Origin of the sequence: Kitasatospora sp. NPDC004745 (assembly GCF_042873275.1) — a bacterium.
GTDB lineage: Bacteria > Actinomycetota > Actinomycetes > Streptomycetales > Streptomycetaceae > Kitasatospora.
This window is the reverse complement of record NZ_JBIALK010000011.1, coordinates 162,795-186,319: the sequence shown is the minus strand read 5'-3', so window position 1 is coordinate 186,319 and position 23,525 is coordinate 162,795. Positions and strand designations below refer to the sequence as shown.

Below are 23,525 nucleotides of genomic sequence, written 5' to 3'. Positions count from 1 at the left end.
AAGGCTCGTGACAGCGGCGGAACCTGAGGCCCCGTCGGCCCGCCTGGCGCCCGCCGGGAGGCGGGCACGACGAAAGCCGCCGCTCCGCACCCCAGGAGGGAAGCGCGGAGCGGCGGCTCACACCCCGGCCGAACCGGGTGCGGGATCAGCCCACGTTGGCGCAGTGGTTCCCGAACGCCGGGTTCAGCAGGCCGACGATGTCGATGGTGTTGCCGCAGAGGTTGACCGGAACGTGCACCGGAACCTGGACCTGGTTGCCCGAGATGACACCGGGGGAACCGGCGGCGACGCCCTCGGCGCCGGAGCTGGCCATCGCGGTGCCGGCGCCGGCGGCCACGATGCCCACCACGGCCGCGCCGACGGCGGCGGTCTTCTTGATGCTCATACGAGCCTCCTGACTGTTCAACAGAGATGCACGGGGAGTGCGACATCTAGAACGACACCCGTCCGGAGCGGTTGCGACGGTGCGCGCACTGTCACCCGTGTGGCCCAACGGGCACGGCGACCGGCATTCGGGTGATCACGGGTGATCCGCCGACCGGACCGTTTCCCCCGGCCCCCTCCCTCGTTCTCCCTGGCGGAACACGCTCCATCCGGTCCTACACAACGAATCGAGTACCGCCCATGCGCAAGCTCGCCCACGGCGTCGTCGGCACCGCGGCCACCGCCGCCCTGCTCGCCGCCGGCGCAGGCGCCGCGTCCGCACACCACCTGCACGGCGCGTCCGCCGAGGGTGCCGCGGCCGGCTCCGCCGGCGTGGTCTCGGGCAACGAGCTGCTGATGGTTCCCGTCGACGTCCCGGTGAACCTCTGCGGCAACTCGATCGACGTGGTGGGCCTCCTGAACCCGGCGTTCGGCAACCACTGCCTCAACGCCTGACCGGGAATTCCTGGTCGCTCCCCCTCCGAACCGTTCCCGGCCGTGCGGGAACCGTCCGCGGGGAGCCGGAAACGACGCGACGGCTGCGTGCGCCCGCGCCACGGGCGAAACACGCCGGTGTGCGCCGTCGGAGTGACAATCACGGCAATCCCAGAAGCCATCGGGTGAGTATTCCCACTCGCCCGGCCCCCGACATTTCGCATCCGTCGGGCAGAAAACGGAGGAAAGAACATGCGTAACCTCAAGAAGGCCGCCGCCCTCTCCCTGGCCGCGACCGGCCTGGTCCTCGGTGCGGCCGGCGGCGCGTTCGCCAGCTCCGGTGCCGAGGGCGTCGCCGCCGGCTCCCCGGGCGTGCTCTCCGGCAACCAGATCCAGATCCCGGTGCACATCCCCGTCAACGTCTGCGGCAACAGCATCGGCGTCATCAGCATCCTGAACCCGGCGTTCGGCAACTCCTGCGCCAACATCGGCTGAACCCGCGGTCGCCGCAGCGGCGACTGCTGATTCACCGACCGTGCCGCGCCCCGGAGCGCCGGGGCGCGGCACGCTCCACCCGTGTGTGATCGAGGAGATCAACCCCCATGCAGAACGTGAAGAAGGCCGCTGTCCTCTCCGCCGCCGCCGCCGGCCTGGTGCTGGGCGCGGCCGGCTCCGCCGCCGCGAGCTCGGGCGCCGAGGGCGTGGCCGCCGGTTCCCCCGGTGTCGCCTCCGGCAACCAGATCCAGATCCCGGTGCACATCCCGGTCAACCTGTGCGGCAACAGCATCAACGTCATCGGCGCCCTGAACCCGGCCTTCGGCAACAGCTGCGCCAACGCCGAGATGCACCCGCAGCACGCGGACGACTGCTGATCCCCGATCGGCACGCGTTCCGGCCGAACTGCCCCCCGACCAGCCGGCCGGGGGGCAGTTCGGCGTCCCCGGCGCCCGGTGGCCGACCGGGCCCCCGATCCACCGAAGGGTGATACCGCATGGTTTCGAAGAAGGGTGGGGCTGGCGTGGCCGCCGCCGTCGGCGCCGCGATGCTGCTCGGTGCGGGCTCGGCGCAGGCCGCCCCCGCGGCGGGCCCCGCACCCGGGCCGGCCACGCTGGCCAAGACCGACGTCGGCCAGGCGCTGAACGGCACGACCTCCGGGCTCGGCTACGGCGTCGCGCCGATCAAGAGCCTGCGCCTGGACCCGTGGGCCAACTCCTCCGCCGACGTGCTCAACAACGGTGCGACCGTGCAGCCGGACCAGGGCCTGGCCCCGGTGGGCACCGGCACGCTGACCGGACCGCTGAGCGCGGGCGGCGGGGTCAAGGACCTCCCGCTGGTCGGCGGGCTGACCGGCGCCCTGCCGGGCTGAGGGCGCGGACGCGCCGGAGCCCGGCACCCCGCCTGGTGGCCAGGGGTGCCGGGCTCCGGCGCGTCGGGCCGGTGCCCGACCGGCTCAGAGCCGGGTGAGCTCAGAGCCGGGTGAGGTCGGCCAGACCGCTCTGCCGGACGAGGCCGGTGACGGTCGAGGTCGCCGTGTCGGTCGCGTCGGTCTGCTGCAGGACGCCGGTGGCGGTCGCGGTGGTGGTGGTGGCCAGCGCGTTCGCCTCGTCGGTGACGGAGAGCCGGCTCTCGTCGCCGCCCAGGCTCGCGGTGGCCCCGGGGACGGTCTGCACGGCACCGGGCACCAGGCGCGGGTCCACCTCGTCCACCCGGATCCGGCCGTCGGCGAGCTGGCCGGTGCCGTCGTGCACCAGGGACAGCGGCTTGCCCACGTCCAGGCCGGGCGTCTTGGCCTGGAGCGGCGCGGCCGGGGCCTCCAGCAGCACCTCGCCGAGGTCGGCGCCCTGGTCGACCAGCGGGAGCGGCAACTGGGCCTTGGCGCTCGGGCCGACCTTGCCGGTGGCCAGCTGGGGCACCAGGTGGTCCGGGAGCAGCCCGTTGTCGGTGGTCCGGCCGGCCGGCGGCATGACCAGCGAGGTGGGGATGCCGGCCGTGACGCGGCTGCCCAGCGGGGTGAGCGGCACGTCGGCCGGGACCTGCTGGGTGGCCAGCTTGTCCTCCAGGGCTCCGACCTGGTCGGGGCTCACGGCCGGGGCGGCGGAGGCCGCTCCCTGGGAGGCGAGCACGCCCGCACCGACCGCCAGCAGCATCGCGCCGGCCCGCTTGGAGAACTTCATGCTTTTCACCGTTCCTTCGGGGAGGGCTGCGGGGCCGCAGCCGGAAAGCAATCTGCCTCAACGAGTGACGGTGAGCCCGGATTGCGGCGGTTAACCGGTTCGGCCTAATAATCCGACCGGAAACCACCCCTCGACGCGCCTCCCGGACTGTTTTAAAAAATGCCCGTAACCTTCCGTGCCGTCATTCTTTGATCTGGACGTCAGTGACTGCAGACCGGGTCTGAGCGTTCTACGCGTTGTACGCACGGAAACCAAGAGCATTTCAGAGAGGGATCTCCCCATGATCCAGAAGTCCTTCGCCGCCGCCGGCCTGGCCGTCGCCGCGCTGGCCGCCGCCGCCGCGCCCGCCTCGGCCATCGGGGACGCGGACGGCGCCGCCGCCTCCATCGAGGGCAACGGCGGTACCAACTTCACCGGCACCGTCGGCAACAACAGCCCGAACTTCCACTTCCTGGACAACGCGAACGTCTGCCTCCCCGAGATCCACAACATCGCCGTCGGCGTTCTCGGTGTGGCCGTCCCGGTCGAGGTCCCGATCGCCAACAGCGGTGGCAAGCAGTACTGCACCCAGGGCCAGGGCACCCAGAGCCACGGCGACGCGGGCGTGTCCCACCTCGTCGGCTGACGCTCCCCCAGCCGCACTCCCCCCCGATCCACCCTTCGAATCGCTCCCCGATTCACCCCTCGAGAGGAAAACCGGAAATGATCAAGAAGTCCCTCGCCGCCGCCGGCCTGGCCGCCGCCGCCATCGCGATGTCCGCCGGCTCGGCCTCCGCCATCGTCGACTCGGACGGCGCCGCCACCTCCGTCCAGGGCAACGGCGGTACCAACCAGACCGGCACCCACGGCAACGGCAGCCCGAACTTCCACACCCTGGACAACGCGAACATCTGCCTGCCGGAGGTCCACAACATCGCCGTCGCCGTGGTCGGCGTCGCGGTTCCGGTCGAGGTGCCCGTCCTGAACAGCACCCCGAAGCAGATCTGCAACGTCGGCCAGAACACCCAGTCCTCGGGCGACGCGGGTGTCTCGCACCTGATCGGCTGATCAAGGGGCCTGGTACGGACGGAGGGCCCGGGGAGGTACGTCTCCCCGGGCCCTCCGGGCTCTGCGGACGAGGTTCCCGGCGGTCCGCCCGCACGGGTGGGACCGGCCGGGTGACCGGTCGTCGGGGGCGGCGCGTGGGGCGCCGCCCCCCACGACCGGATGTGATCACGTGTCAGAGGCAGGGCGCCCCCCGGGGGCGCTCCGACAGAGAGGCAGAACCCATGAAGAGCAAGCTGGCCAAGGCCGCGCTGACCGTCACCGCCGCGCTGGCGCTGGCGGGTGCCGCCACCCCGGCGTTCGCGCACGTCGGCCTGGCGGGCGGCGGCGAGTTCGCGGCCTCCGGCCACCACCCGTTCGTCGCCGGCGACTGGTGGGGCATCGCCCACACCTCGCACGTCGCCGCGGGCGGTGCGGGCTGGGGCGCCGCGACCTCCGAGGACGTCATCGGCGGCGAGGAAGGCTTCGCGCACGTCGGCGGCTGGTAGCAGACGGCGAAGGCCGGGTCCCTCCTGCGGGGAGGGGCCCGGCCTTCGGCGTGCCCGGCGCGATCCGGGACGGGACGTCAGTCCAGCAGCGCGGCGGCCTCGGCGGCCCAGTAGGTGAGGATCTGCTGGGCACCGGCCCGGCGGATCGAGGTGAGCGTCTCCATGATCATGCGCTCCCGGTCGATCCAGCCGTTCGCGGCGGCCGCCTCGACCATCGCGTACTCGCCGGACACCTGGTACGCGGCGACCGGCACCGGCGAGGCGTCGGCGACCTGGCGCAGGACGTCCAGGTAGGCCATGGCCGGCTTGACCATCACCAGGTCGGCGCCCTCGGCGAGGTCCTGCTCCAGCTCGCGCAGCGACTCGCGGGCGTTGGCCGGGTCCTGCTGGTAGGTCTTGCGGTCGCCCTTGAGCGAGGAGCCGACGGCCTCCCGGAACGGGCCGTAGAACGCCGAGGCGTACTTGGCCGTGTAGGCGAGGATGCCCACGTCCTGGTGCCCGGCCTCGTCCAGCGCCCGCCGGATCACCGCGATCTGGCCGTCCATCATGCCGGACGGGCCGACCAGGTGGACGCCGGCGTCCGCCTGCACCCGGGCCATCTCGGCGTAGCGCTCCAGGGTGGCGTCGTTGTCCACGCTGCCGTCGGCGGCCAGCACGCCGCAGTGGCCGTGGTCGGTGTACTCGTCCAGGCAGAGGTCCGACATGACCACCAGGGAGTCGCCGACCTCGGAGACCACGTCCCGGATGGCCTGCTGCAGGATGCCGTCCGGGTTGGTGCCCTCGCTGCCGGTCGCGTCCTGCACCTGCGGCACGCCGAACAGCATGAGGCCGCCCAGACCGGCCTCGGCCGCCTCGACCGCGGCCTTGCGCAGGGTGTCCCGGGTGTGCTGGACGACGCCCGGCATCGAGCTCACCGGAACGGGCTCGCGGACGCCCTCGCGGACGAACAGCGGCAGGATCAGCTCCGCCGGGTGCAGCCGGGTCTCGGCGACCAGCCGGCGCATCGCCGGGCTCTGCCGGAGCCGGCGCGGGCGAACGTACGGGAATTCAGCGGACACGGCTTCTCTCTCCGAACGGTTGTGCAGTGCCGGGGGCGGCGGATCACCGCCCCCGGCCGGGGTGTCAGCGGGCCTTGCGGCGCGAACCCGGACGGCGCTCGCTGGGCCGGTAGACCGGCTCGCCGGCCGCCGTCGCGGTGTCCCGGCGCTTGGCCCCGAAGTCCGCCAGCGCCTGGGCCAGCGCGGCCGCCGACGGCGCCGGGGCCATCACGTCGACCCGCAGGCCGTGCTCCTCGGCGGTCTTGGCGGTGGCGGGGCCGATGCAGGCGATGACCGTCACGTTGTGCGGCTTGCCGGCGATGCCGACCAGGTTGCGGACGGTCGAGGAGGAGGTGAAGAGCACCGCGTCGAAGCCGCCGCCCTTGATCGCCTCGCGGGTCTCGGCCGGCGGCGGCGAGGCGCGCACCGTCCGGTACGCCGTCACGTCGTCGACCTCCCAGCCCAGCTCGACCAGGCCGGCCACCAGGGTCTCGGTGGCGATGTCGGCGCGCGGCAGCAGCACCCGGTCGATCGGGTCGAAGACCGGGTCGTACGGCGGCCAGTCCTCGAGCAGACCGGCGGCGGACTGCTCGCCGGAGGGCACCAGGTCCGGCTTCACACCGAAGTCCACCAGGGCCTGCGCGGTGGTCTCGCCGACGGCGGCGACCTTGATCCCGGCGAAGGCCCGGGCGTCCAGCCCGTACTCCTCGAACTTCTCCCGGACGGCGCGGACGGCGTTCACCGAGGTGAAGGCGATCCACTCGTAGCGGCCGGTGACCAGGCCCTTGATGGCCCGCTCCATCTGCTGCGGGGTGCGCGGCGGCTCGACCGCGATGGTCGGCACCTCCTGCGGCACCGCGCCGTAGGAGCGCAGCTGCTCGGAGAGGCCGGTCGCCTGCTCCTTGGTGCGCGGCACGAGCACGTTCCAGCCGAACAGCGGCTTGGTCTCGAACCACGAGTGCGAGGAACGGTGGACGACCTGCTCGCCCACCACGGCTATCACCGAGGTCGCCGGGTCCACCGGGGCGGAGACCGGCGAGGGCAGCACCCGGGCGGCCTTCAGGTCGGCCGCGATGGCGGACAGCGTGGAGGTGAAGGTCCGCTGGCGGGTGGTGGTGCCGGAGAGCGTGGCGCTCAGCGCCGACTCCGGCTTGCGGCCGTTGGCGACCAGTGCGTTGGCGGTGGCCGGGAGCTGGCCCAGGGTGGTGCGGACCACCAGGGTGGTCTCCGGCGCGCCCAGGTCCACCGGGCTGCCGGCCAGCAGCGCGGCGCCGTCCACGAAGCGCACGTCGGTGCCGGCCGCGCCGCGCAGCGGGACGCCCGCGTAGGCGGGGACGCCGACCGACTGGGCGACGCCCGGGACGACCTCGAAGGGGATCCCGTCGCCCGCGCAGCGGAGCATCTCCTCGGCGGCGCAGCCGTCCAGGCCCGGGTCGCCGTCGACGGTGCGGACCACGTGCTTGCCGGCCCGGACGGCCTCGGCGACCAGGCCGGTCAGGTCGAAGTCCGTGCCCTCGGCGGCCGGGGTGTGCACCTGCACACCGGCCGGACAGTGGGTGCGCACCGCGGCGGCGGTCAGCGGGTCGGCGACCAGGATGTCGGCCGAGGACAGCACCTCGACCGCGCGCAGGGTCAGCAGCCCCGGGTCCCCGGGGCCCGCGCCCAGGAAGGTGCACCGTCCGGCGGCGGACTGGCCGCCCGGGAACGGGGTGTCGGTGGCGGCGGTGGGGCTCATCGGGCTCGCTCCCCCATCAGGGTGGCCGCGCCCGCGTCGAGCAGCCGGGCGGCCAGCGCACGGCCGAGGGCCGTCGCGTGCTGCTCGGCGGTCTCGTCGAGGACGATCGGACCGTTGGCGGTCATCTTCAGCAGGGTGGCGCCGTCGGGGTCTCCGACCACGCCCTCCAGCCGCAGTTCGTTCGGCCGGACCCAGGTGGCCAGCGCGGCCACCGGGGCCGAGCAGCCGGCCTCCAGGGTGGCCAGCAGGGCGCGCTCGGCGGCCACGGCGACCCTCGTGGGGGCGTGGTCCAGGGCGGCGAGCGCGGCGGCCAGTCCGGTGTCGGCGGTGGTGCACTCGATCGCGAGCGCGCCCTGGCCGGGGGCCGGGATCATCAGGTCGGGGTCGAGGTGCTGGGAGATCTCGGCGCCGCGGCCGAGCCGGTTGAGGCCGGCCGTGGCCAGCACCACCGCGTCCAGCTCGCCGCCGGTCACGTAGCCGATCCGGGTGTCCACGTTGCCGCGGATCGCGACGGTCTCCAGCTGGGCGCCGCGGGCGGTGGCCCAGGCGTTCAGCTGGGCCATCCGGCGCGGGGAGCCGGTGCCGATCCGGGCCGGGCGGCCGGCGCCGGCCAGCTTCTCGACCAGCTCGTCCAGGGTGAGCCCCTCGGCGGCGACCAGGGCGTCCCGGACGTCCTCGCGCTCGGGGACGGCGGCCAGCACCAGGCCCTCCGGCGCGGCGGTGGGCAGGTCCTTGAGCGAGTGCACGGCGAAGTCGATCCGGCCCTCCAGCAGCGCGTCCCGCAGCGCGGAGACGAACACGCCGGTGCCGCCGATCTGCGCCAGCGCCTCCCGGGAGGTGTCGCCGTAGGTGGTGATCTCCACCAGCTCGACGGGGCGCCCGGTGACCCGGGTGACCTCGCGGGCCACCATGCCCGACTGGGCCATGGCGAGCGCGCTGCGCCGGGTGCCGAGCCGCAGGGTCGCGGTGGCTGCCGGAGCCTGCTCCGTGATCGGTTGACCATTCATGAGGTGATCGTCCCGGTGGTACTCGTGGGATGGCTGACGGTTCATCTGGCGCCCCCGCCCGAGGGCTGGGGTCCGCCGACGGGGGTGCCCGACACGGCGTGCACGGCTGCCGGGTCGAGGTCGAAGAGCTCGCGCAGGGCGTCCGCGTAGGAGGCGCCCCCGGGCTCGGCGGCCAGCTGCTTCACCCGGACGGTCGGGGCGTGCAGCAGCTTGTCGACGACCCGGCGGACGGTCTGGGTGATCTCGGCGCGGGAGCGCTCGTCCAGGTCGGGCAGCCGGGAGTCCAGCCGGCCCAGCTCGGCGGCGACCACGTCGGAGGCCATCGAGCGCAGCGCGACGACGGTCGGCGCGATCCGGGCGGCCCGCTGGGCGGCGCCGAAGGCGGCCACCTCGTCGGCGACGATCCGGGTGACCTGGTCGACGTCGCCGGCGCCGGGGCTGGCGGCGTGCGCGTGGGAGAGGCTCTCCAGGTCGACCAGCAGGGCGCCGGGCAGCTCGTGCACGGCGTGGTCGACGTCGCGCGGCATGGCCAGGTCGAGCAGCGCGAGCGGCTCGCCGGACGTCCGGGCGGCGACCGCCGCGGCCACGTCCCCGGCCCGGATCACCACGCCGGCGGCGCCGGTGCAGGAGATCACCAGGTCGACGTCGGCCAGCGCCTCGGGCACCTTGGCGAGGTCCAGGGTGCGGGCCGCGCCGGGGCCGAGGATCTCCACCAGACGCTCGGCGCGGGCCGGGGTCCGGTTGGCGATCAGCAGGTCGGTGACGCCGGCGCGGACCAGGGTGGCGGCGGCCAGCGAGCTCATCGAGCCCGCTCCGACCACCAGCGCCCGCTTGCCGGCGATCTCGCCGGCGCCCGCCGCGACCTGCTCCAGGCCGAAGGTGACCAGCGACTGGCCGGCCTTGTCGATGCCGGTCTCGCTGTGCGCCCGCTTGCCGACCCGCAGCGCCTGCTGGAACAGCTCGTTCAGGCCGCGGCCGGCGGTGTGCTCCTCCTGCGCCTTGGCCAGGGCGTCGCGCAGCTGACCGAGGATCTGGCCCTCGCCGACGACCATCGAGTCCAGGCCGCAGGCCACCGAGAAGAGGTGGTGGACGGCGCGGTCCTCGTAGTGGACGTACAGGTGGGAGGTCAGCTCCTCCAGGTCCACCCCGCTGTGGTGGGCGAGCAGCAGCGACAGCTCGGCGACGCCGGCGTGGAACTTGTCCACGTCCGCGTACAGCTCGATCCGGTTGCAGGTGTTGAGCAGCGCGGCCTCGCCGACCGTCGCGGTGGCGGCCGCGTCGTGCAGCAGCCGGGTCGGCACCTCGCCCGTCAGGGCGGCGCGCTCCAGCACGCCGACCGGCGCCGTGCGGTGGCTCAGTCCAACGACGAGAAGACTCATGCCCGCCCCCTGGTCCCACGGTTCTCGATCATGCGGGCATCACCGCGGAGCGATCTCCGTCGCCGCCCTTGGCGGACTTGCCCTTGCCCTGCTCGGGCTGCTCCTTGGCCGCGGACTCGGCGGTGCCGCGGCCCTTGCCGCTGCCGCCGGCCGCGCGGCGCAGCTTGGCGGCGGCCGCACGGACCGGGCCCGGGGCGCGGTCCAGCACCGACTCGGGCTGGTCGGGCTCCTCGCCGGCCTTGCGCTGCTCGTGGAAGGCCAGGATCTGCAGCTCGATGGAGAGGTCCACCTTGCGCACGTCCACGCCGTCCGGGACGGTCAGCACGGTCGGGGCGAAGTTGAGGATGCTGGTGACGCCGGCCTCGACGAGCCGGTCGCAGACCTGCTGGGCGGCGCCCGGCGGGGTGGTGATCACGCCGATCGAGACGTGCTGGCTCTCGACGATCGACTCCAGCTCGTCCATGTGCCGCACCGGCAGGCCGGCCGCGCTGCTGCCGACCACGTTGGGGTCGGCGTCCAGCAGGGCCGCCACCCGGAAGCCGCGGGAGGCGAAGCCGCCGTAGTTGGCGAGGGCGTGGCCGAGGTTCCCGATGCCGACGATGACGACCGGCCAGTCCTGGGTCAGGCCGAGCTCGCGGGAGATCTGGTAGACGAGATACTCGACGTCGTAGCCGACGCCGCGGGTGCCGTAGGAGCCGAGGTAGGAGAAGTCCTTGCGCAGCTTGGCCGAGTTCACCCCGGCCGCGGCGGCCAGCTCCTCGGAGGAGACGGTCGGCACCGAGCGCTCGGACAGCGCGGTGAGCGCCCGCAGGTAGAGGGGCAGGCGGGCGACGGTCGCCTCCGGGATGCCCCGGGCACGCGAGGGTCGGCGCGCGGCGCCCTGCTCGGGCGTCTGCGAACTGCTCTGTGGTGATCGGCCGATTGCCACGGTGCTCCTGTGGGTGAAGCTGGGCTTAGGCAGCCAGGCTATGCGTTTGTGAACGTGTGCACAAAGATGGTGTCCGATTTGTCCCCGCACAGTGATGCGCATCACGCCGTCGACCCCATAGCACCGCGGTCCGACAGCACCACTGCCGGGGCAGGTACCCCGGGCAGCCACGGACCATACGGCGCCTCCCGCCGCATCAACGGGACGGGCGCCCCGGAGGGCCTGGAGCGGGCCCGGCCCAGCCTCGGCCACGGCACCCGCGCCGCCTCCCGCAGCGGGCCCGCCCAGTCGTCCGGCGGGCAGCCCGGCACCCCCGCGCAGTACCGCAGCAGCTCGGCCGTCACCCGGGCGTCGCCCAGCGCCGTGTGCGCCGGGTACCAGCCCAGGCCCGCCGCCTCCACGCAGGCCGCCAGGCCGTGGCCGCGGGCCTCCGGGAGGTGGGCGCCGGCCAGCCGCATCGTGCAGAGCAGGGGGACGGGCGGCAGCGGCACGCCGATCCGGGCGAACTCGCGCTCGAGGAAGGCGTGGTCGCAGCTCACGTGGTGGCCCACCAGGACCCGGCCGGCCAGCAGCTCCAGCAGCTGCGGGGCGATCTCCCGGAAGCGCGGGGCGCCCTCGACGTCCGCCTGGTGTATCCGGTGCACGTGGGTCGGCCCGACCGGGCCCAGCGGGTCGAGCAGGGTGGCGAACTCCGCCTCCGGGCGGAGCCCCTCGTCCAGCAGCACCACGGCGATCTCGACCACCCGGTGCCGCCACGGGCTGCGGCCGGTCGCCTCCACGTCCACCACGGCGAAGCCCCCCGCCCCCGACGGGGCTTCGGGCGTCCCAGGGGTCGGACCGGGAAGCATGGCGGCACTCCTCGTGTGCTCAGCCCCCCTCGGGCGCAAACGCGTTCGATCGTAAGCCGACGAAGCGGCCCCGGCCCAAGCCGAACCGGGGTGTCTTTGGCAACGATTCGGCGAAGCGCCCCCGCCGAGTGGCGGGGGCGCGAAGGCGCCGCGGAGGGCCGGTCAGCCGCCGAGCGCGGCGCGCAGGCGGCGCTCGTCGACCCGCCAGAAGTCGTGCTGCCGCCCGTCGATCAGGGTGACCGGGATCTGCTCCCAGTAGCGCCGGTACAGCTCCTCGTCCTGCGTGATGTCCTTCTCCTCGAAGCTCGCGCCCAGCTCGCCCGCCACCCGGACGATCACCTCCCTGGCCTCGTCACACAGGTGGCAGCCGGGCTTGCCGACCAGGGTCACGGTGCGGTCGGCCGGCGAGGGCCGGGGGCTCTTGTCACGTCGCAGCAGTGGGCTCACCGGGCCATTGTGCGCCCGACCGGCCACCGCCCCGGCCCCGGCCGCCCGACCCCCGGGCCGGCCGGGGGCGCCGCCCGGTGTTCACCGCACGGGCACGCCGCCGTCACGGCCGCTCCTCGCCCGGCTGGCTATGCTCGATGACATGGCCGTGCTCCGAAGGCTCACCCAGGCGAGGCGTTCCCCCAGCGAGCGGACCGCCCTGGCGGGCGAGGCCGCCGCCGAGGCGGCGGAGGCCGCCCTGCGGGCCGAGCCGCAACCGGACGCCGGCACCGGGGGCCCCGCCGCGGAAGGCGCCGAGGACCGCCCCGGGAAGGCCCCCAAGGCGCCGGCCGGGAACCACACCCCCGAGCCGGACGACCCCCGGGCCGCCGCCTTCTTCGACTGCGACAACACCATCCTGCGCGGCGCCGCGATCTTCTACCTCGGCGTCGGCCTCTACCGCCGCGGCTTCCTCACCCGCCGGGACATCGCCCGGTTCGCCTGGCAGCAGGCCTGGTTCCGGCTGCACGGCGCCGAGGACCCGGACCACATCTCGGACGCCCAGCACACCGCCCTCGGCATCGTCGCGGGCAAGAGCACGGCCGACCTGGAGGTGCTCTGCGAGGAGGTCTTCGAGCAGGTCGTCGCCGACAAGATCTGGCCCGGCACCCGCGCCCTGGTGCAGATGCACCAGGACGCCGGCCAGCGGGTCTGGCTGGTCACCGCCGCCCCGCTGGAGGTCGCCAGGGTGATCGCCGGGCGGCTCGGCATGACCGGGGCCCTGGGCACCGTCGCCGAGGCCGAGGGCGGCCGCTACACCGGCCGCCTGGTCGGCGAGCTGCTGCACGGGCCCGCCAAGGCCGCCGCGGTGCGGGCGCTGGCCCGCCGCGAGCACCTGGACCTGGACCGCTGCGCCGCGTACAGCGACTCCGCCAACGACATCCCGATGCTCTCGCTGGTCGGCCACCCGTACGTGGTGAACCCGGACGGCGCGCTGCGCCGCCACGCCCGGGCGCAGGGCTGGCGGGTACGGGACTTCCGGACCGGCCGGAAGGCGGCCCGGGTGGGCCTGCCGGCGGCGGTCGCGGTCGGGGTGCTCGCCGGCGCGACGGCCGCCGCGGTGGCCCTGCACCGGCGCCGCAGCTGCGCCTGACGGCCGTTCCCGGGCGCTCCTCCGACCGCCTCCTCCCGCCTCCGACCACCCCCGGGCGGACCTCCCCCGTGCGGGCGACCAGCCGTCAACGGGGGCTCTGACCTGGACCCTCGTACGGGCGAACTGCCGCCCGCCACAGGGCTTTCCGGACGCCATGAGCGAACTTGCAAGCCGGTGACCGGTTCTGATCGTTCGCCAGGCCGGGAAAGTCGGGGGTTGCCGAGCGCCAAGACAGGGAAACCGCCCGCCGGACCACCGAATTGGTCACCCTGAGCGCCCGTTCGATCACGTTGAGCCGGATGAACGATGACAGCTTCGGTCAGTGTCAGCCGAATATGCGCGCCAAATGGATCCCAAGCGACCACTTCGACCACACGGTGTAGCTGTCATTGCACAAAGCGTTATTCTCTCCTGGATGCACGTCACCCACGCGCCCCGCTCGAACGGGCGGCGCGGGCGTGCTCTCCGCGCAGGCGGAGGTGATCCGTCCACAGTTCTGCCTCTGGGAGTCCCGTGTACCCACCCGTCCGGAACGACGCGCCTGCACCCTCCCGCCCGTCGTCCGCGCCCCTGCGTCCCCGCACCGGCCTCCGCGGTCGCCCCGCCACCGACCGGCAGATCTCCACCGGCCTGGACCTGCTGCGCAGCCTGCTCCGCAGCCAGCTCTCCGTCTCGCCCCAACTCGTGCCCGCCGGCGTTCCGTTCGGGCAGCCGCAGGCCGCCGGCCTGGCGCTGCGGACCACCGCCGCCGGCTCCACCGGCACCGGCTCGCGCGGCCGCAGCGGCACCGCCGGCGTCGGCCGCGGCCGCACCCGGACGGCACCCAGCCCCGGCTACGAGACCGAGCACAACCCGATCATGGAGCTGGTCGAGCGCGCCCAGGCCGGCGAGAGCGAGGCCTTCGGCCGGCTGTACGACCACTACGCGGACACCGTCTACCGCTACATCTACTACCGGGTCGGCAGCCGGGCCACCGCCGAGGACCTCACCAGCGAGACGTTTCTGCGGGCGCTGCGCCGGATCGGCACCTTCACCTGGCAGGGCCGGGACTTCGGCGCCTGGCTGGTGACCATCGCCCGGAACCTCGTCGCGGACCACTTCAAGTCCAGCCGGTTCCGGCTGGAGGTGACCACCGGCGAGATGCTCGACTCCAACGAGTGCGAGCGCAGCCCGGAGGAGTCGGTGCTGGAGTCGCTCTCCAACGCCGCCCTGCTGGAGGCGGTGCGCCGGCTCAACCCGCAGCAGCAGGAGTGCGTCACGCTCCGCTTCCTGCAGGGGCTCTCGGTGGCCGAGACCGCCCGGATCATGGGCAAGAACGAGGGCGCCATCAAGACCCTCCAGTACCGCGCCGTGCGAACCCTGGCCAGGCTGCTGCCGCCGGACGCGCGGTGAGGCGGCGGTGCCGGTGACCGCGGGCGGCATAGCGGAGGGCGGGCCCGCCGGCCCGTCACCATCCGTGCGCGACCGACACGTCCGGGTGAACGGTCGGTCCGATGATCAGCCGTGCGTAACCCACCGCCCGCACCACTCGTTGGCCAGCGTGCAAGCCCCCACCAGGCGTGCGGTCAAGCCGAATTGCGACCTGTCACCCGATGGAGTGGCTTTGGCCCGCCGAGGCAACCGTCCGGCAGGCCGGGGTGTCGACAACGACGAAGGGAGGTGTGGCCCGTGACGGCAAACGTGCTGGAGCACCGACGGGCGAAGGCCTTCGCCGAGGCGCTGGAGGCCCACCAGGCGGAGCTACGCGGAGCGGACGACGCCGAATCGGCCACCACCGCTGCCGGCGGCTCCGGTTCGGCCGCGACGGCCGAACTGGTCGGGCTGACCGACGTACTGGGAGCCCTGCCCGGACCGGCCCTGGACCGGGAGGTCCGGACCGTCCAACGCGCCCAGCTGATGGCCGCGTTCGAGCAGGCCTTCGCCGGCGGAGGGGGCGCGGCGGTGCCCCGCCAGCGCCGGCACCGGGCGATCCGGACGGCACCGCGCGGCCGCTGGAGCCGCCGGTTCGCGATCGGCGGACTGGTCGCCGGGCTCGCCGTCGGCAGCCTCGCCGGCGCCGCCGCGGCCAGCTCCAACGCCCTCCCCGGGGACACGCTGTACGGCATGAAGCGCGGCCTGGAAGGGCTGCGGCTCGACCTCGCGGACACCGACTCCGAGCGCGGCGAACTGCTGCTCGACAACGCCGCCACCCGGCTCGGCGAGGTCAGGACGCTGGTCGGCCACGGCGACCAGGGCAGCACCCTCAGCCCGGGCACCGTCGAGCGGGTCCGCCGCGCGCTGGACGACATGCACGCCGACGCCCTCAAGGGCCGCGAGCTGCTCCGCTCGGTCTACCGCAGCAACGGCTCGCTCGACCCGATGCGCGCCCTGGCCGGCTTCGCCCACGACGAGGACGGCCGCTGGGCCGAACTGGAGGGGCAGCTGCCGGTCCAGCTCACCCAGCAGGCCCACCTGGTGAGCCAGCTCTTCGACGACATAAGCGAGGACGTCGCGCCCCTGCGCCTGGTCCCGCCCGCCACCAAGAACGGCGGGAAGACCGGCACCGGAGCGGGCGGCGGCACGGCCGGACCGACCGGCGGCGCACCCGCCGACACCACGGCCGGCGACCCGGGCACCGCGCCCGACACCGGACCGGCCCAGAAGGGCGGCACCGGGGCGAGCGGCGGCGCGGGCCGCCCCGGCGGCACCGAGCGGGCCCCGGCCAGCAGCGGGACCAGCACCCCCGGCGGCAGCGGCGCCAAGGGCGGCGGACTGCCCAGCACCCTGCCCACCAGTGCCCCGGACGCCGTCAACGGGCTCGTCGGAGACCTCACCAGCGGGCTCACCGGCGGCAAGCCCTCGCCCAGCGCCGACCCGGCCCCGCCGCAGGTTCCCCAGCCGCCCACCGGCACGCCCAGCGCCCCGGTCAGCGGCCAGCCCCAGGGCGTCGAGGTGCCCCCGCTGATCCCGGGCCTGCTGCCCGGGCTGCGGATCCTCGGCGGCTGACCGAACGGCGTCGAGGGCCCCGGCGATCCCCGCCGGGGCCCTCGGTCGTGCCGTCCGCGCCGTTCACCGGACCGCGGGCGGCGGGGTCAGAAGAACACCGAGCGGCGCTGCACCAGCAGCTTGTAGAGCGTGTGCTGGATGGTCTCGCGCACCTCGTCGGCCAGGTCGAAGACCAGCATCGGGTCGTCCGCCGCCTCCGGCGGGTACCCGTCGGAGGCGATCGGCTCGCCGAACCTGATGGTCCACTTGGTCGGCAGCGGCAGCACGCCCAGCGGCCCCAGCCACGGGAAGGTCGGGGTGATCGGCACGTACGGCAGGCCCAGCAGCCGGGCCAGCGTCTTCACGTTGCCGATCATCGGGTAGGTCTCCTCGGCCCCGACGATCGAGCAGGGCACGATCGGCACCCCGGCCCGCAGCGCCGAGGAGACGAACCCGCCGCGGCCGAACCGCTGCAGCTTGTACCGCTCGGCGAAGGGCTTGCCGATGCCCTTGAAGCCCTCCGGCCAGACCCCGACCACCTCGCCGCGCTCCAGCAGCGCCTGGGCGTCCTCGTTGCAGGCCAGCGTGTGGCCGGCCTTGCGGGCCAGCTCGTTGACGCCCGGCAGGACGAACACCAGGTCCGCGGCGAGCATCCGCAGGTGCCGGCGCTGCGGGTGGTGGTCGTGGATGGCGACCTGGGTCATCAGGGCGTCCAGCGGGATCGTCCCGGAGTGGTTGGCGACGATCAGCGCGCCGCCCTCCGCCGGGATGTTCTCGACGCCCTGGACGTCGATCCGGAAGTACTTCTCGGCCAGCGGACGCAGCAGTCCGAGCAGCACCTCCTCGGTGAGCTCCCGGTCGAAGCCGAACTCGTCCACCTCGTAGTCGCCGGTGATCCGGCGGCGCAGGAAGGCCAGCCGGTCCGCGGCCCGGCCCTCCCAGCCCTTGCCGAACAGCCGGGTGGCGGCCGGACCGAGCTGTCCGGACAGCGCCCCGCCGACCGCGTCGGCGAGGCGGTCGGCCAGCCCGGGCCCCTCGGGCGCGGTCCAGCTGGGGGCGGACTCGATCGGGATGACCCTCGCCTCGCCCGGCGCGTTCTCGGCTGCGGCACTCATCGCGGGTTCAGCTCCTCGGTGGACGGGGGCGGTCGGTACGGGTCCGCTCGCCGGAGGCCCGCTCCGGGCCGAGCAGGCCCGCCAGCCGGTCGGTGACGGCGGCGAGCCGCTCGGGCGGCAGCAGGCCGGGCCGCTGCGCGGCGGCGAAGTCGGCGAAGGCCTCCGTGGTGGTGAAGGCCGGGCGGTAGCCGAAGGTCTCGCGCAGCCGGGTGGTGTCCACCACGCGGCCGTGGGTGAGCAGCCGCAGCTGCTCCGGCGAGACGTCGACCAGTCTGGTCTGCCGGGCCATCCCGGCCATCCAGCTGATCGCGGGCAGCAGCAGCGGGAGCGTCGGCCGGCCGAGCCGCCGGGCGCACTGGGAGAGCAGCAGGACACCCTCCCCCGCCACGTTGAACGTCCCGGTGTTGACGGTGCCCGGAACGGCCTCACCGGCGGCCCGGCAGAGCACCTCGACGGCGTCGTCCTCGTGGACGAACTGCAGCCGCGGGTCGTAGCCGAGCACCGTCGGCAGCACCGGCAGCGCGAAGTACTCGCTGAGCGGGGTGTCCGCGTGGGGGCCGACGATGTTGGCGAAGCGCAGCACGGTGACCGCGACGTCCGGGCGGCGCCGGGCGAAGCCGCGGACGTACCCCTCGACCTCCGAGGCGTCCTTGGCGAAGCCGCCGCCGGGCGGGTTCTTCGGCTGGATCCGCTCGGTGAACACCGCCGGGTCGCGGGGCGCGGAGCCGTAGACGCCGGTGGTGGACTTCACCACGAGGCGGCGCACCCCGGGGGCCTTCTGGCAGGCGCCGAGCAGCTGCATGGTGCCGATGACGTTGGACTCCTTCACCGCGGAGCGGTTGGTGGAGCCCAGACCGGTGGCGCTGACGCTGAGGTGCACCACGGTGTCCACGCCGTGCTCGGCGATCACCCGGGAGACCGCGGGCCGGCGCAGGTCGAGCTGGTGGAAGCGGTACTCGGCGGCGGGCCCGTCCGGCTCCTCGACCGGCAGCCCGGGCGGCTGCACGTCCACGCCGACCACCAGGTCCACCCCCGGTCGGCGGCGGAGCTCGGCGGCGAAGCGGGCACCGAGATGGCGCGCCACGCCGGTGACGAGTACGACCACGCCCACGGTGCTGCACCCCATTCCCAGAAGCCGAGCGGCCTGCGTGCACCGTACCGCGCCGCCGGGCCGGGCCGTGAAACGACACCGCCCGCCCGGGCCGCGAGGGCCTGGGCGGGCGGTGGAAGCGCCTGGCGCGCTGAGCGCGGCCGGGGGCGCTTACTTCTTGTTGCGACGCTGAACGCGAGTCCGCTTCAGAAGCTTGCGGTGCTTCTTCTTGGCCATACGCTTGCGACGCTTCTTGATGACAGAGCCCACGGAACAACCCTCGCTCACTGAGACTCTCGCCCGTGACGAGACGGAGTCCATACGACTGACGGAGGGCCTAGCCTACCGTCCACGGGGCCAGGGCCGTAATCGTGGTCCCCATGACCGGGAAACACGCGGAAAATCTGCGGCGAACGGGGGCCGGATCCGCGGTCGCGGATCCGGCCCCCGCCGCCCTCGGTCTACGCGCTCTCGAGCCGCACGTAGGACTCCTTGAGGTACTCGTGCACCGCCTGCTGGGGCACCCGGAAGGACCGTCCGACCCGGATGGCCGGCAGCTCTCCGCTGTGCACCAGGCGGTACACCGTCATCTTGGACACCCGCATGACCGAGGCAACCTCCGCCACGGTCAGGAAGACGACTTCCTGCAGGGGACGCTCGCCGGAACTCATGACCATCACCCGACCCTTACCCGTGTGCAAGGCACCGGCTTCCCCTCCGGTGACTCCACCGGCACACGTGTATCCCCAGAGTAGTTATGGGTGGTACCAGTGGGAAGAGGGGAGGTGCAGTCCTCGTACGGTGAGAGATAGGACTGTTGCAGTACGTAGTCACTCGGCGGATCGCCGGAGCGCCCGTACGCAGGGCGGGAGCCGGCGGACCGGTTTCAGGCCAGCAAGCCGTGGTGGGGGAACACCGCGCGGCGGCTGGCCAGGATGGCCTGATCGAGCCGGTCGGCCGGATCGTAACCCGCGTCGAAGTCGCGCCAGGCCGGCCGGGCGCCGTCGGTCATCCGCAGCGGGGCCGGGCGGCGGGTGCGGTGGTAGACCTCGGCGCGCCAGGCCTCCGGGGTCTCGGTGGCCGGGTCGACGGGCCGCCCGGCGGCGGTGGCGACGAGATGGGTCCAGCTGCGCGGCACGACGTCCACGACGGCGTAGCCGCCCCCTCCGGTGGCGATCCAGCGGCCGCCGGTGAGCCGGTGGGCCAGCCCGTGCAGCTCCTCGGCGATCAGCCGCTGCGCGTCCACGGTGACGGCCAGGTGGGCGAGCGGGTCCTCCAGATGGGTGTCCGCGCCGTGCTGGGTGACCAGCACCTGCGGCCGGAAGGCGGCGAGCAGCTCGGGCACCAGGGCGTGGAAGGCGCGCAGCCAGCCCGCGTCGCCGGTGCCGGCCGGCAGCGCGAGGTTGGCGGCGGTGCCGGGGGCGTCGGGGCCGCCGGTCTCGGTGGGCCAGCCGGTCTGCGGGAAGAGCGTGGCGGGGTGCTCGTGGAGCGAGACGGTGAGCACCCGGGGGTCGTCCCAGAAGGCCTGCTGGACGCCGTCGCCGTGGTGGACGTCCACGTCGACGTAGGCGACCCGTTCGGCGCCGAGTTCGAGCAGCCGGGCGACGGCCAGCGCCGGGTCGTTGTAGACGCAGAAGCCGGAGGCCTTGGCGGGCATCGCGTGGTGCAGCCCGCCGGCGAAGTTCACCGCGTGCGGGGTCTCCCCGCGCCAGACCGCCTCGGCGGCGGCCACGGACTGGCCCGCGATCAGCGCGGAGGCCGAATGGACCGCCGGGAAGGCCCAGTTGTCGTCGGTGCCGAGCCCGTGCCGGGGGTCCGACAGCTCGGGGTGGGCGGCGGCGTGCTTGACCGCCTCCACGTACTCCCGGGTGTGCACCAGGTGCAGGGTGGACTCGCCGGCCGGCGGTGCGGCCCGGACGGTCACCCCGGGTCCGGCGTCCAGGCCGAGGGCCTCGACGAGGCGCATGGTGAGCGCCAGCCGGGTCGGGTCCATCGGGTGGCCGGGGCCGAAGTCGTAGGCGGTGACGGCCTCGTCCCAGAAGAGGTGCAGGCCGCAGGGGGTGTCACGCTCGGCTTCGGGCATGGCCTCCACCGTAGTGGGTGGGGGTGGCCGGGCCGCCCGCGGGGCGCGCCGGGGCGGCGGACGCGGCGCTGGTCACGCGGTGCGCGTACGGCAGGTGTGGTGCGCGCGTGCGGCAACGGTGGAGGTGATTTGTTGAGGCGGTACAGACAAGAGCTGTGCGAGTACCTATGCTCTCCGCCATGAAGCCATTCAGCGTGCAACGCCTTGGGGTAATTCTCGCTGCAATACTGGGACTTGGTGTGTTCTTTGCCGCCCAACCGGCCTCCGCCACGGTCAACGGGACCAACTTCAGCGTCGACAAGTCGACCGCGAAGGCCGGTGACCAGCTGACCCTGACGCTGGCCCTCACCAACAACGAGACCAGCGACATCTACTTCGCCTACGAGTCCATCCAGCCGACCTGGCCGGCCAACCAGCTGAACGGTGCCTTCACCGTCACCGGCTGCGCCGGCGACACCGTCGACTGCACGACCAGCGGGAACAGCGCCAGCTTCCACTTCAACGCGCCGATCGTGCCGGGTGCCACCAAGACCGTCACGCTCACCGTCAAGATCACCGACACCCCGCCGTGGGACGCCACCACGCCGTACACGGTGAACTGGGCGCCTTACGTCTACTACGAGTTCGGCCAGGTGGGCGGCACCTCCACCGCCCAGGACCAGGGCTGGGCCTACGGCACCGCCAGCCTGGCGACCACGATCCTGGGCTGATCCCGCCCGCCCTTGCCCGCCCCGCCCCGCCCCCGTCCCCGCCCTCAGCCGGCGGGGGCGGGGGCCAACGCCGGTGCCGGCGAGAACCGCTCGGCCAGCGGCAGCACGGCGAGCACCAGCAGCATCGGGGCGAGCAGCGCCCAGCGGTACGAGCCGGCGTCCGCCAGCGCCCCGACCAGCGGCGAACCGATCAGGAACCCCACGTAGTTGAAGAGGTTCAGCCGCGCCACCGCGGCGTCCGAGTCGGCCGGGAACAGCCGGCCGCCGGCCGCGAACACCTGCGGGATGATCGCGCAGATGCCGAAGCCCAGCACGGTGAACCCGGCGATGCCCGCCCAGGGCGCCGGCGCCGCGGCGGCCAGCGCGAAGCCGAGCGCGGCCAGCCCGGCACCGGCCCGGACCACCGCGACCGCGCCCCAGCGCTGCACCGCGCGGTCGCCCAGGGCCCGGCCGAGCAGCATCGCCACCATGTAGCCGAGGTAGGAGAGCTTGGCGACGTCCTCGGCGCTGCCCAGGCCGTCGGTCAGGTACTTGACGCTGTAGTTGGAGACCGAGGCGTCCGCGATGTACGCGAACGCCATCGCCAGGCAGAGCGGCAGCAGCGGCCGCCAGGGGATGGAGCGGGCGGCGGCCTCGGCGGCCTCCCGGACGGCGTCGCCGAGTTCGACCGGCCCGGCGAACCTGGTACCGGTCAGCAGGGCCAGCGGGGCGATCACCGCGGCGGCGGTGCCGAACAGCACCGGCAGGCCCAGGTCGTAGTGCGAGCCCAGCCCGGCGACCGCCGCACCCACGATGCCGCCGAGGCTGAACGCGGCATGGAAGCCGATCATGATCGACCGGCCGTAGCGGTGCTGCAGCCCCACCCCCAGCATGTTCATGCTGGCGTCCAGCGCCCCGACCAGCAGCCCGAACGCGCCCAGCGCGAGGGCGAGTTGCCAGAGCGAGCCGCCGAGCCCGGCACCCGCGAGGCTGAGGCACACCAGCGGCTGGACCACCCGCAGCACGGCCCGGGCACCCGTGCGCTTCACCAGCTGCTCGGAGGTGATCGAGCCGACCCCGGCGAGGACCGGCACGGCGGCCAGGAAGACCGGCAGCAGGCCGTCGCTCAGCCCGTACCGGTGCTGGATCTCCGGGATGCAGGTGACCAGCAGGGCGAAGGTGACGCCCTGGAGCAGGAAGCTCACCGCGAGCGCGGCCCGCCCGGCGCGCAGGGCGGGCGGTGCCGCGGGCGGGGCCCCGGGGGGTGTCTCGGGTGTCGCGGGTGGCGCCTCACGCATGCGGGACCTCGCTACCGGCCGGTACGACGATGTTGGCGAGAGCGTAGGGGGTGGGCCGCGATTGCGGGAGGGGTCGCGCAGGGACTTTCCGTGCACGGGGCCGCGCAGGGGCCTTCCGTGCACGGGGCCGCACAGCGACTTTCCGCGCACCGGGCCGCGGCGGGCCCCGGCGCGGACTCGGCGCCCCCGGGGCGCGCCTCGTGGACCTCGCCCCGGCGGTGATCCGCGGGACGCGTCCCGGGTCCGGCTACTTCCCGCCGGAGGCGAGCTCCCGGGAGCGGTCCCGGGCCGCCTCCAGGGCGCCCAGCAGCGCGGCCCGCACCCCGTGGTTCTCCAGCTCCCGGATGGCCGCGATGGTGGTGCCGGCCGGCGAGGTGACCGCCTCGCGCAGCTTCACCGGGTGCTCCCCGGAGTCCCGCAGCATCACCGAGGCGCCGATCGCGGACTGCACGATCAGGTCGTGCGCCACCTGCCGGGGCAGACCGAGCAGGATGCCCGCGTCGGTCATCGCCTCGACCAGGAAGTAGAAGTAGGCCGGCCCGGAGCCCGACAGCGCGGTGGCCGCGTCCTGCTGGGACTCCGGCAGCCGCAGCGCCTTGCCGACCGAGCTGAAGATCTCCTCGGCGCGCTCCAGGTGCTCCTCCGTCGCGTGCGAGCCGCCGGAGATGACGCTCATCCCCTCGTCCACCAGGACGGGCGTGTTGGGCATCACCCGGACCACCGGGGTGCCGGCCGCCAGCCGCTCCTCGAACCAGGCGGTGGGGACGCCCGCCGCGGCCGAGATCACCAGCCGGTCCGCGGCGACGTGCGGCGCCAGCTCCTCCAGCAGGCTGCCCATGTCCTGCGGCTTGACGGCCAGGATCAGGGTGTCGGCGAGCTTCGCCGCCTCGGCGTTGGAGACCACCACCACGCCGTGGCGGGCGGCCAGTTCGGCGGCGCGCTCGGGGCGGCGGGCGGTCACCAGGACGTCCGCCGGGTCCTTGCCGGCCCGCAGCAGACCGGAGAGCAGGGCCTCGCCGATCTTGCCGGTGCCCAGGAAGGCGATCTTCTGTCCGTGTGCTGCGCTGGCGCCCATGGCCGCTCCTTACCCTCGGTACTGCGGCCATCCTCGCACCGTGCGGGGGCGGCCGCGGGGACCGTCCAGCCCGTGGTCCGCCCACCCCGGTGGTCGGGTGCCCGGCCACCGGCGCACCGCCGCGCCACCGGCGC

Annotated in this window: 27 protein-coding genes; 11 read left to right on the top strand and 16 right to left on the bottom strand. The window is 74.2% G+C overall.

Going from position 1 to position 23,525, the window contains the following annotated elements; translation table 11 throughout:
- Window positions 1–145 precede the first annotated feature (145 nt).
- Window positions 146–385 (bottom strand): chaplin, encoded by a 240-nt coding sequence (locus tag ACFYUY_RS20105; RefSeq protein ID WP_360219171.1) that lies wholly within the window; start codon window positions 383–385, stop codon window positions 146–148.
- Window positions 386–624: 239 nt separating this feature from the next.
- Here ACFYUY_RS20105 and ACFYUY_RS20100 point away from each other — a divergent pair, with 239 nt between their 5' ends.
- From ACFYUY_RS20100 to ACFYUY_RS20085, 4 genes are all read left to right on the top strand, one after another.
- Window positions 625–879 carry a chaplin gene (locus ACFYUY_RS20100; RefSeq protein WP_360219174.1) on the top strand — a complete coding sequence of 85 codons (255 nt, stop codon included), beginning with the start codon at window positions 625–627 and terminating at the stop codon, window positions 877–879.
- 231 nt (window positions 880–1,110) lie between these two features.
- Window positions 1,111–1,353: a chaplin gene (locus ACFYUY_RS20095; RefSeq protein ID WP_360219177.1), complete on the top strand. Its 243-nt coding sequence runs from the start codon at window positions 1,111–1,113 to the stop codon at window positions 1,351–1,353.
- Window positions 1,354–1,460: 107 nt separating this feature from the next.
- Window positions 1,461–1,730: a chaplin gene (locus tag ACFYUY_RS20090; protein WP_360219180.1), complete on the top strand. Its 270-nt coding sequence runs from the start codon at window positions 1,461–1,463 to the stop codon at window positions 1,728–1,730.
- A 119-nt stretch (window positions 1,731–1,849) separates the two neighbouring features.
- On the top strand, window positions 1,850–2,224 hold the full coding sequence (locus ACFYUY_RS20085; RefSeq protein ID WP_360219183.1) for a hypothetical protein: 375 nt from the start codon (window positions 1,850–1,852) through the stop codon (window positions 2,222–2,224).
- 100 nt (window positions 2,225–2,324) lie between these two features.
- On the opposite strand, the gene ACFYUY_RS20080 is transcribed toward ACFYUY_RS20085, so the two are convergent.
- Entirely contained in the window at window positions 2,325–3,032 is a 708-nt protein-coding gene (locus tag ACFYUY_RS20080; RefSeq protein WP_360219186.1) for a hypothetical protein, read from the bottom strand.
- A gap of 280 nt (window positions 3,033–3,312) precedes the next feature.
- On the opposite strand from ACFYUY_RS20080, the gene ACFYUY_RS20075 reads away from it, so the two are divergent.
- The 3 genes from ACFYUY_RS20075 to ACFYUY_RS20065 all read left to right on the top strand — a co-directional run bounded on the left by ACFYUY_RS20075 (window position 3,313) and on the right by ACFYUY_RS20065 (window position 4,564).
- Window positions 3,313–3,657: a hypothetical protein gene (locus ACFYUY_RS20075; RefSeq protein WP_031063477.1), complete on the top strand. Its 345-nt coding sequence runs from the start codon at window positions 3,313–3,315 to the stop codon at window positions 3,655–3,657.
- 77 nt (window positions 3,658–3,734) lie between these two features.
- Window positions 3,735–4,079 carry a rodlet layer protein gene (locus ACFYUY_RS20070; RefSeq protein ID WP_188309838.1) on the top strand — a complete coding sequence of 115 codons (345 nt, stop codon included), beginning with the start codon at window positions 3,735–3,737 and terminating at the stop codon, window positions 4,077–4,079.
- 221 nt (window positions 4,080–4,300) lie between these two features.
- Window positions 4,301–4,564, top strand: coding sequence for a hypothetical protein (locus ACFYUY_RS20065; RefSeq protein ID WP_360212806.1), 264 nt, complete (start codon window positions 4,301–4,303; stop codon window positions 4,562–4,564).
- Between the two features lie 77 nt (window positions 4,565–4,641).
- Here the strand turns inward: ACFYUY_RS20065 and hemB are convergent, their stop codons facing one another.
- The 7 genes from hemB to ACFYUY_RS20030 form a co-directional block, all read right to left on the bottom strand.
- A complete protein-coding gene (gene hemB, locus ACFYUY_RS20060; protein WP_360212804.1) occupies window positions 4,642–5,622 on the bottom strand; it encodes a porphobilinogen synthase in 981 nt (326 codons plus the stop codon).
- A gap of 64 nt (window positions 5,623–5,686) precedes the next feature.
- Window positions 5,687–7,336: a bifunctional uroporphyrinogen-III C-methyltransferase/uroporphyrinogen-III synthase gene (locus tag ACFYUY_RS20055; protein ID WP_360212802.1), complete on the bottom strand. Its 1,650-nt coding sequence runs from the start codon at window positions 7,334–7,336 to the stop codon at window positions 5,687–5,689.
- Window positions 7,333–8,343: a hydroxymethylbilane synthase gene (gene hemC, locus ACFYUY_RS20050; protein WP_360212800.1), complete on the bottom strand. Its 1,011-nt coding sequence runs from the start codon at window positions 8,341–8,343 to the stop codon at window positions 7,333–7,335. Before hemC ends, ACFYUY_RS20055 begins: the two co-directional genes overlap by 4 nt.
- Window positions 8,344–8,384: 41 nt before the next feature.
- Window positions 8,385–9,722: a glutamyl-tRNA reductase gene (locus tag ACFYUY_RS20045; RefSeq protein ID WP_360212798.1), complete on the bottom strand. Its 1,338-nt coding sequence runs from the start codon at window positions 9,720–9,722 to the stop codon at window positions 8,385–8,387.
- 28 nt (window positions 9,723–9,750) lie between these two features.
- The gene (locus ACFYUY_RS20040) at window positions 9,751–10,650 is read right to left on the bottom strand and encodes a redox-sensing transcriptional repressor Rex (protein ID WP_360212796.1); all 900 of its coding nucleotides are present in this window, start codon (window positions 10,648–10,650) and stop codon (window positions 9,751–9,753) included.
- Window positions 10,651–10,751: 101 nt separating this feature from the next.
- Window positions 10,752–11,498 carry a 3'-5' exonuclease gene (locus ACFYUY_RS20035; RefSeq protein ID WP_360212794.1) on the bottom strand — a complete coding sequence of 249 codons (747 nt, stop codon included), beginning with the start codon at window positions 11,496–11,498 and terminating at the stop codon, window positions 10,752–10,754.
- Window positions 11,499–11,660: 162 nt separating this feature from the next.
- A complete protein-coding gene (locus ACFYUY_RS20030; protein ID WP_360212792.1) occupies window positions 11,661–11,945 on the bottom strand; it encodes a glutaredoxin family protein in 285 nt (94 codons plus the stop codon).
- 142 nt (window positions 11,946–12,087) lie between these two features.
- Here ACFYUY_RS20030 and ACFYUY_RS20025 point away from each other — a divergent pair, with 142 nt between their 5' ends.
- The 3 genes from ACFYUY_RS20025 to ACFYUY_RS20015 all read left to right on the top strand — a co-directional run bounded on the left by ACFYUY_RS20025 (window position 12,088) and on the right by ACFYUY_RS20015 (window position 16,062).
- A complete protein-coding gene (locus ACFYUY_RS20025; RefSeq protein ID WP_360212790.1) occupies window positions 12,088–13,077 on the top strand; it encodes an HAD-IB family hydrolase in 990 nt (329 codons plus the stop codon).
- 618 nt (window positions 13,078–13,695) lie between these two features.
- Window positions 13,696–14,469, top strand: a complete 774-nt coding sequence (locus ACFYUY_RS20020; RefSeq protein WP_360212815.1) for an ECF subfamily RNA polymerase sigma factor, BldN family — start codon at window positions 13,696–13,698, stop codon at window positions 14,467–14,469.
- A 276-nt stretch (window positions 14,470–14,745) separates the two neighbouring features.
- Window positions 14,746–16,062 (top strand): DUF5667 domain-containing protein, encoded by a 1,317-nt coding sequence (locus ACFYUY_RS20015; protein WP_387902096.1) that lies wholly within the window; start codon window positions 14,746–14,748, stop codon window positions 16,060–16,062.
- 86 nt (window positions 16,063–16,148) lie between these two features.
- Here ACFYUY_RS20015 and ACFYUY_RS20010 read toward each other — a convergent pair whose 3' ends face one another.
- The 5 genes from ACFYUY_RS20010 to ACFYUY_RS19990 form a co-directional block, all read right to left on the bottom strand.
- Window positions 16,149–17,156 (bottom strand): lysophospholipid acyltransferase family protein, encoded by a 1,008-nt coding sequence (locus ACFYUY_RS20010; protein WP_387902093.1) that lies wholly within the window; start codon window positions 17,154–17,156, stop codon window positions 16,149–16,151.
- Between the two features lie 7 nt (window positions 17,157–17,163).
- On the bottom strand, window positions 17,164–18,267 hold the full coding sequence (locus ACFYUY_RS20005) for an NAD-dependent epimerase/dehydratase family protein (RefSeq protein ID WP_387902090.1): 1,104 nt from the start codon (window positions 18,265–18,267) through the stop codon (window positions 17,164–17,166).
- A 150-nt stretch (window positions 18,268–18,417) separates the two neighbouring features.
- Complete coding sequence (locus ACFYUY_RS20000) at window positions 18,418–18,516, bottom strand: 30S ribosomal protein bS22 (protein WP_003948845.1); 99 nt, start codon at window positions 18,514–18,516, stop codon at window positions 18,418–18,420.
- A 191-nt stretch (window positions 18,517–18,707) separates the two neighbouring features.
- Window positions 18,708–18,917, bottom strand: a complete 210-nt coding sequence (locus tag ACFYUY_RS19995) for a helix-turn-helix domain-containing protein (protein WP_063351305.1) — start codon at window positions 18,915–18,917, stop codon at window positions 18,708–18,710.
- A 215-nt stretch (window positions 18,918–19,132) separates the two neighbouring features.
- Window positions 19,133–20,329, bottom strand: coding sequence for an acetoin utilization protein AcuC (locus ACFYUY_RS19990; protein WP_360212782.1), 1,197 nt, complete (start codon window positions 20,327–20,329; stop codon window positions 19,133–19,135).
- Window positions 20,330–20,568: 239 nt separating this feature from the next.
- On the opposite strand from ACFYUY_RS19990, the gene ACFYUY_RS19985 reads away from it, so the two are divergent.
- Window positions 20,569–21,039, top strand: coding sequence for a hypothetical protein (locus tag ACFYUY_RS19985; protein WP_387902088.1), 471 nt, complete (start codon window positions 20,569–20,571; stop codon window positions 21,037–21,039).
- Between the two features lie 44 nt (window positions 21,040–21,083).
- Here ACFYUY_RS19985 and ACFYUY_RS19980 read toward each other — a convergent pair whose 3' ends face one another.
- Together ACFYUY_RS19980 and proC are read right to left on the bottom strand one after the other, a co-directional pair.
- Window positions 21,084–22,316 carry an MFS transporter gene (locus tag ACFYUY_RS19980; protein ID WP_360212778.1) on the bottom strand — a complete coding sequence of 411 codons (1,233 nt, stop codon included), beginning with the start codon at window positions 22,314–22,316 and terminating at the stop codon, window positions 21,084–21,086.
- Between the two features lie 247 nt (window positions 22,317–22,563).
- The gene (proC, locus tag ACFYUY_RS19975; RefSeq protein ID WP_360212776.1) at window positions 22,564–23,391 is read right to left on the bottom strand and encodes a pyrroline-5-carboxylate reductase; all 828 of its coding nucleotides are present in this window, start codon (window positions 23,389–23,391) and stop codon (window positions 22,564–22,566) included.
- Between the last annotated feature and the right edge of the window lie 134 nt (window positions 23,392–23,525).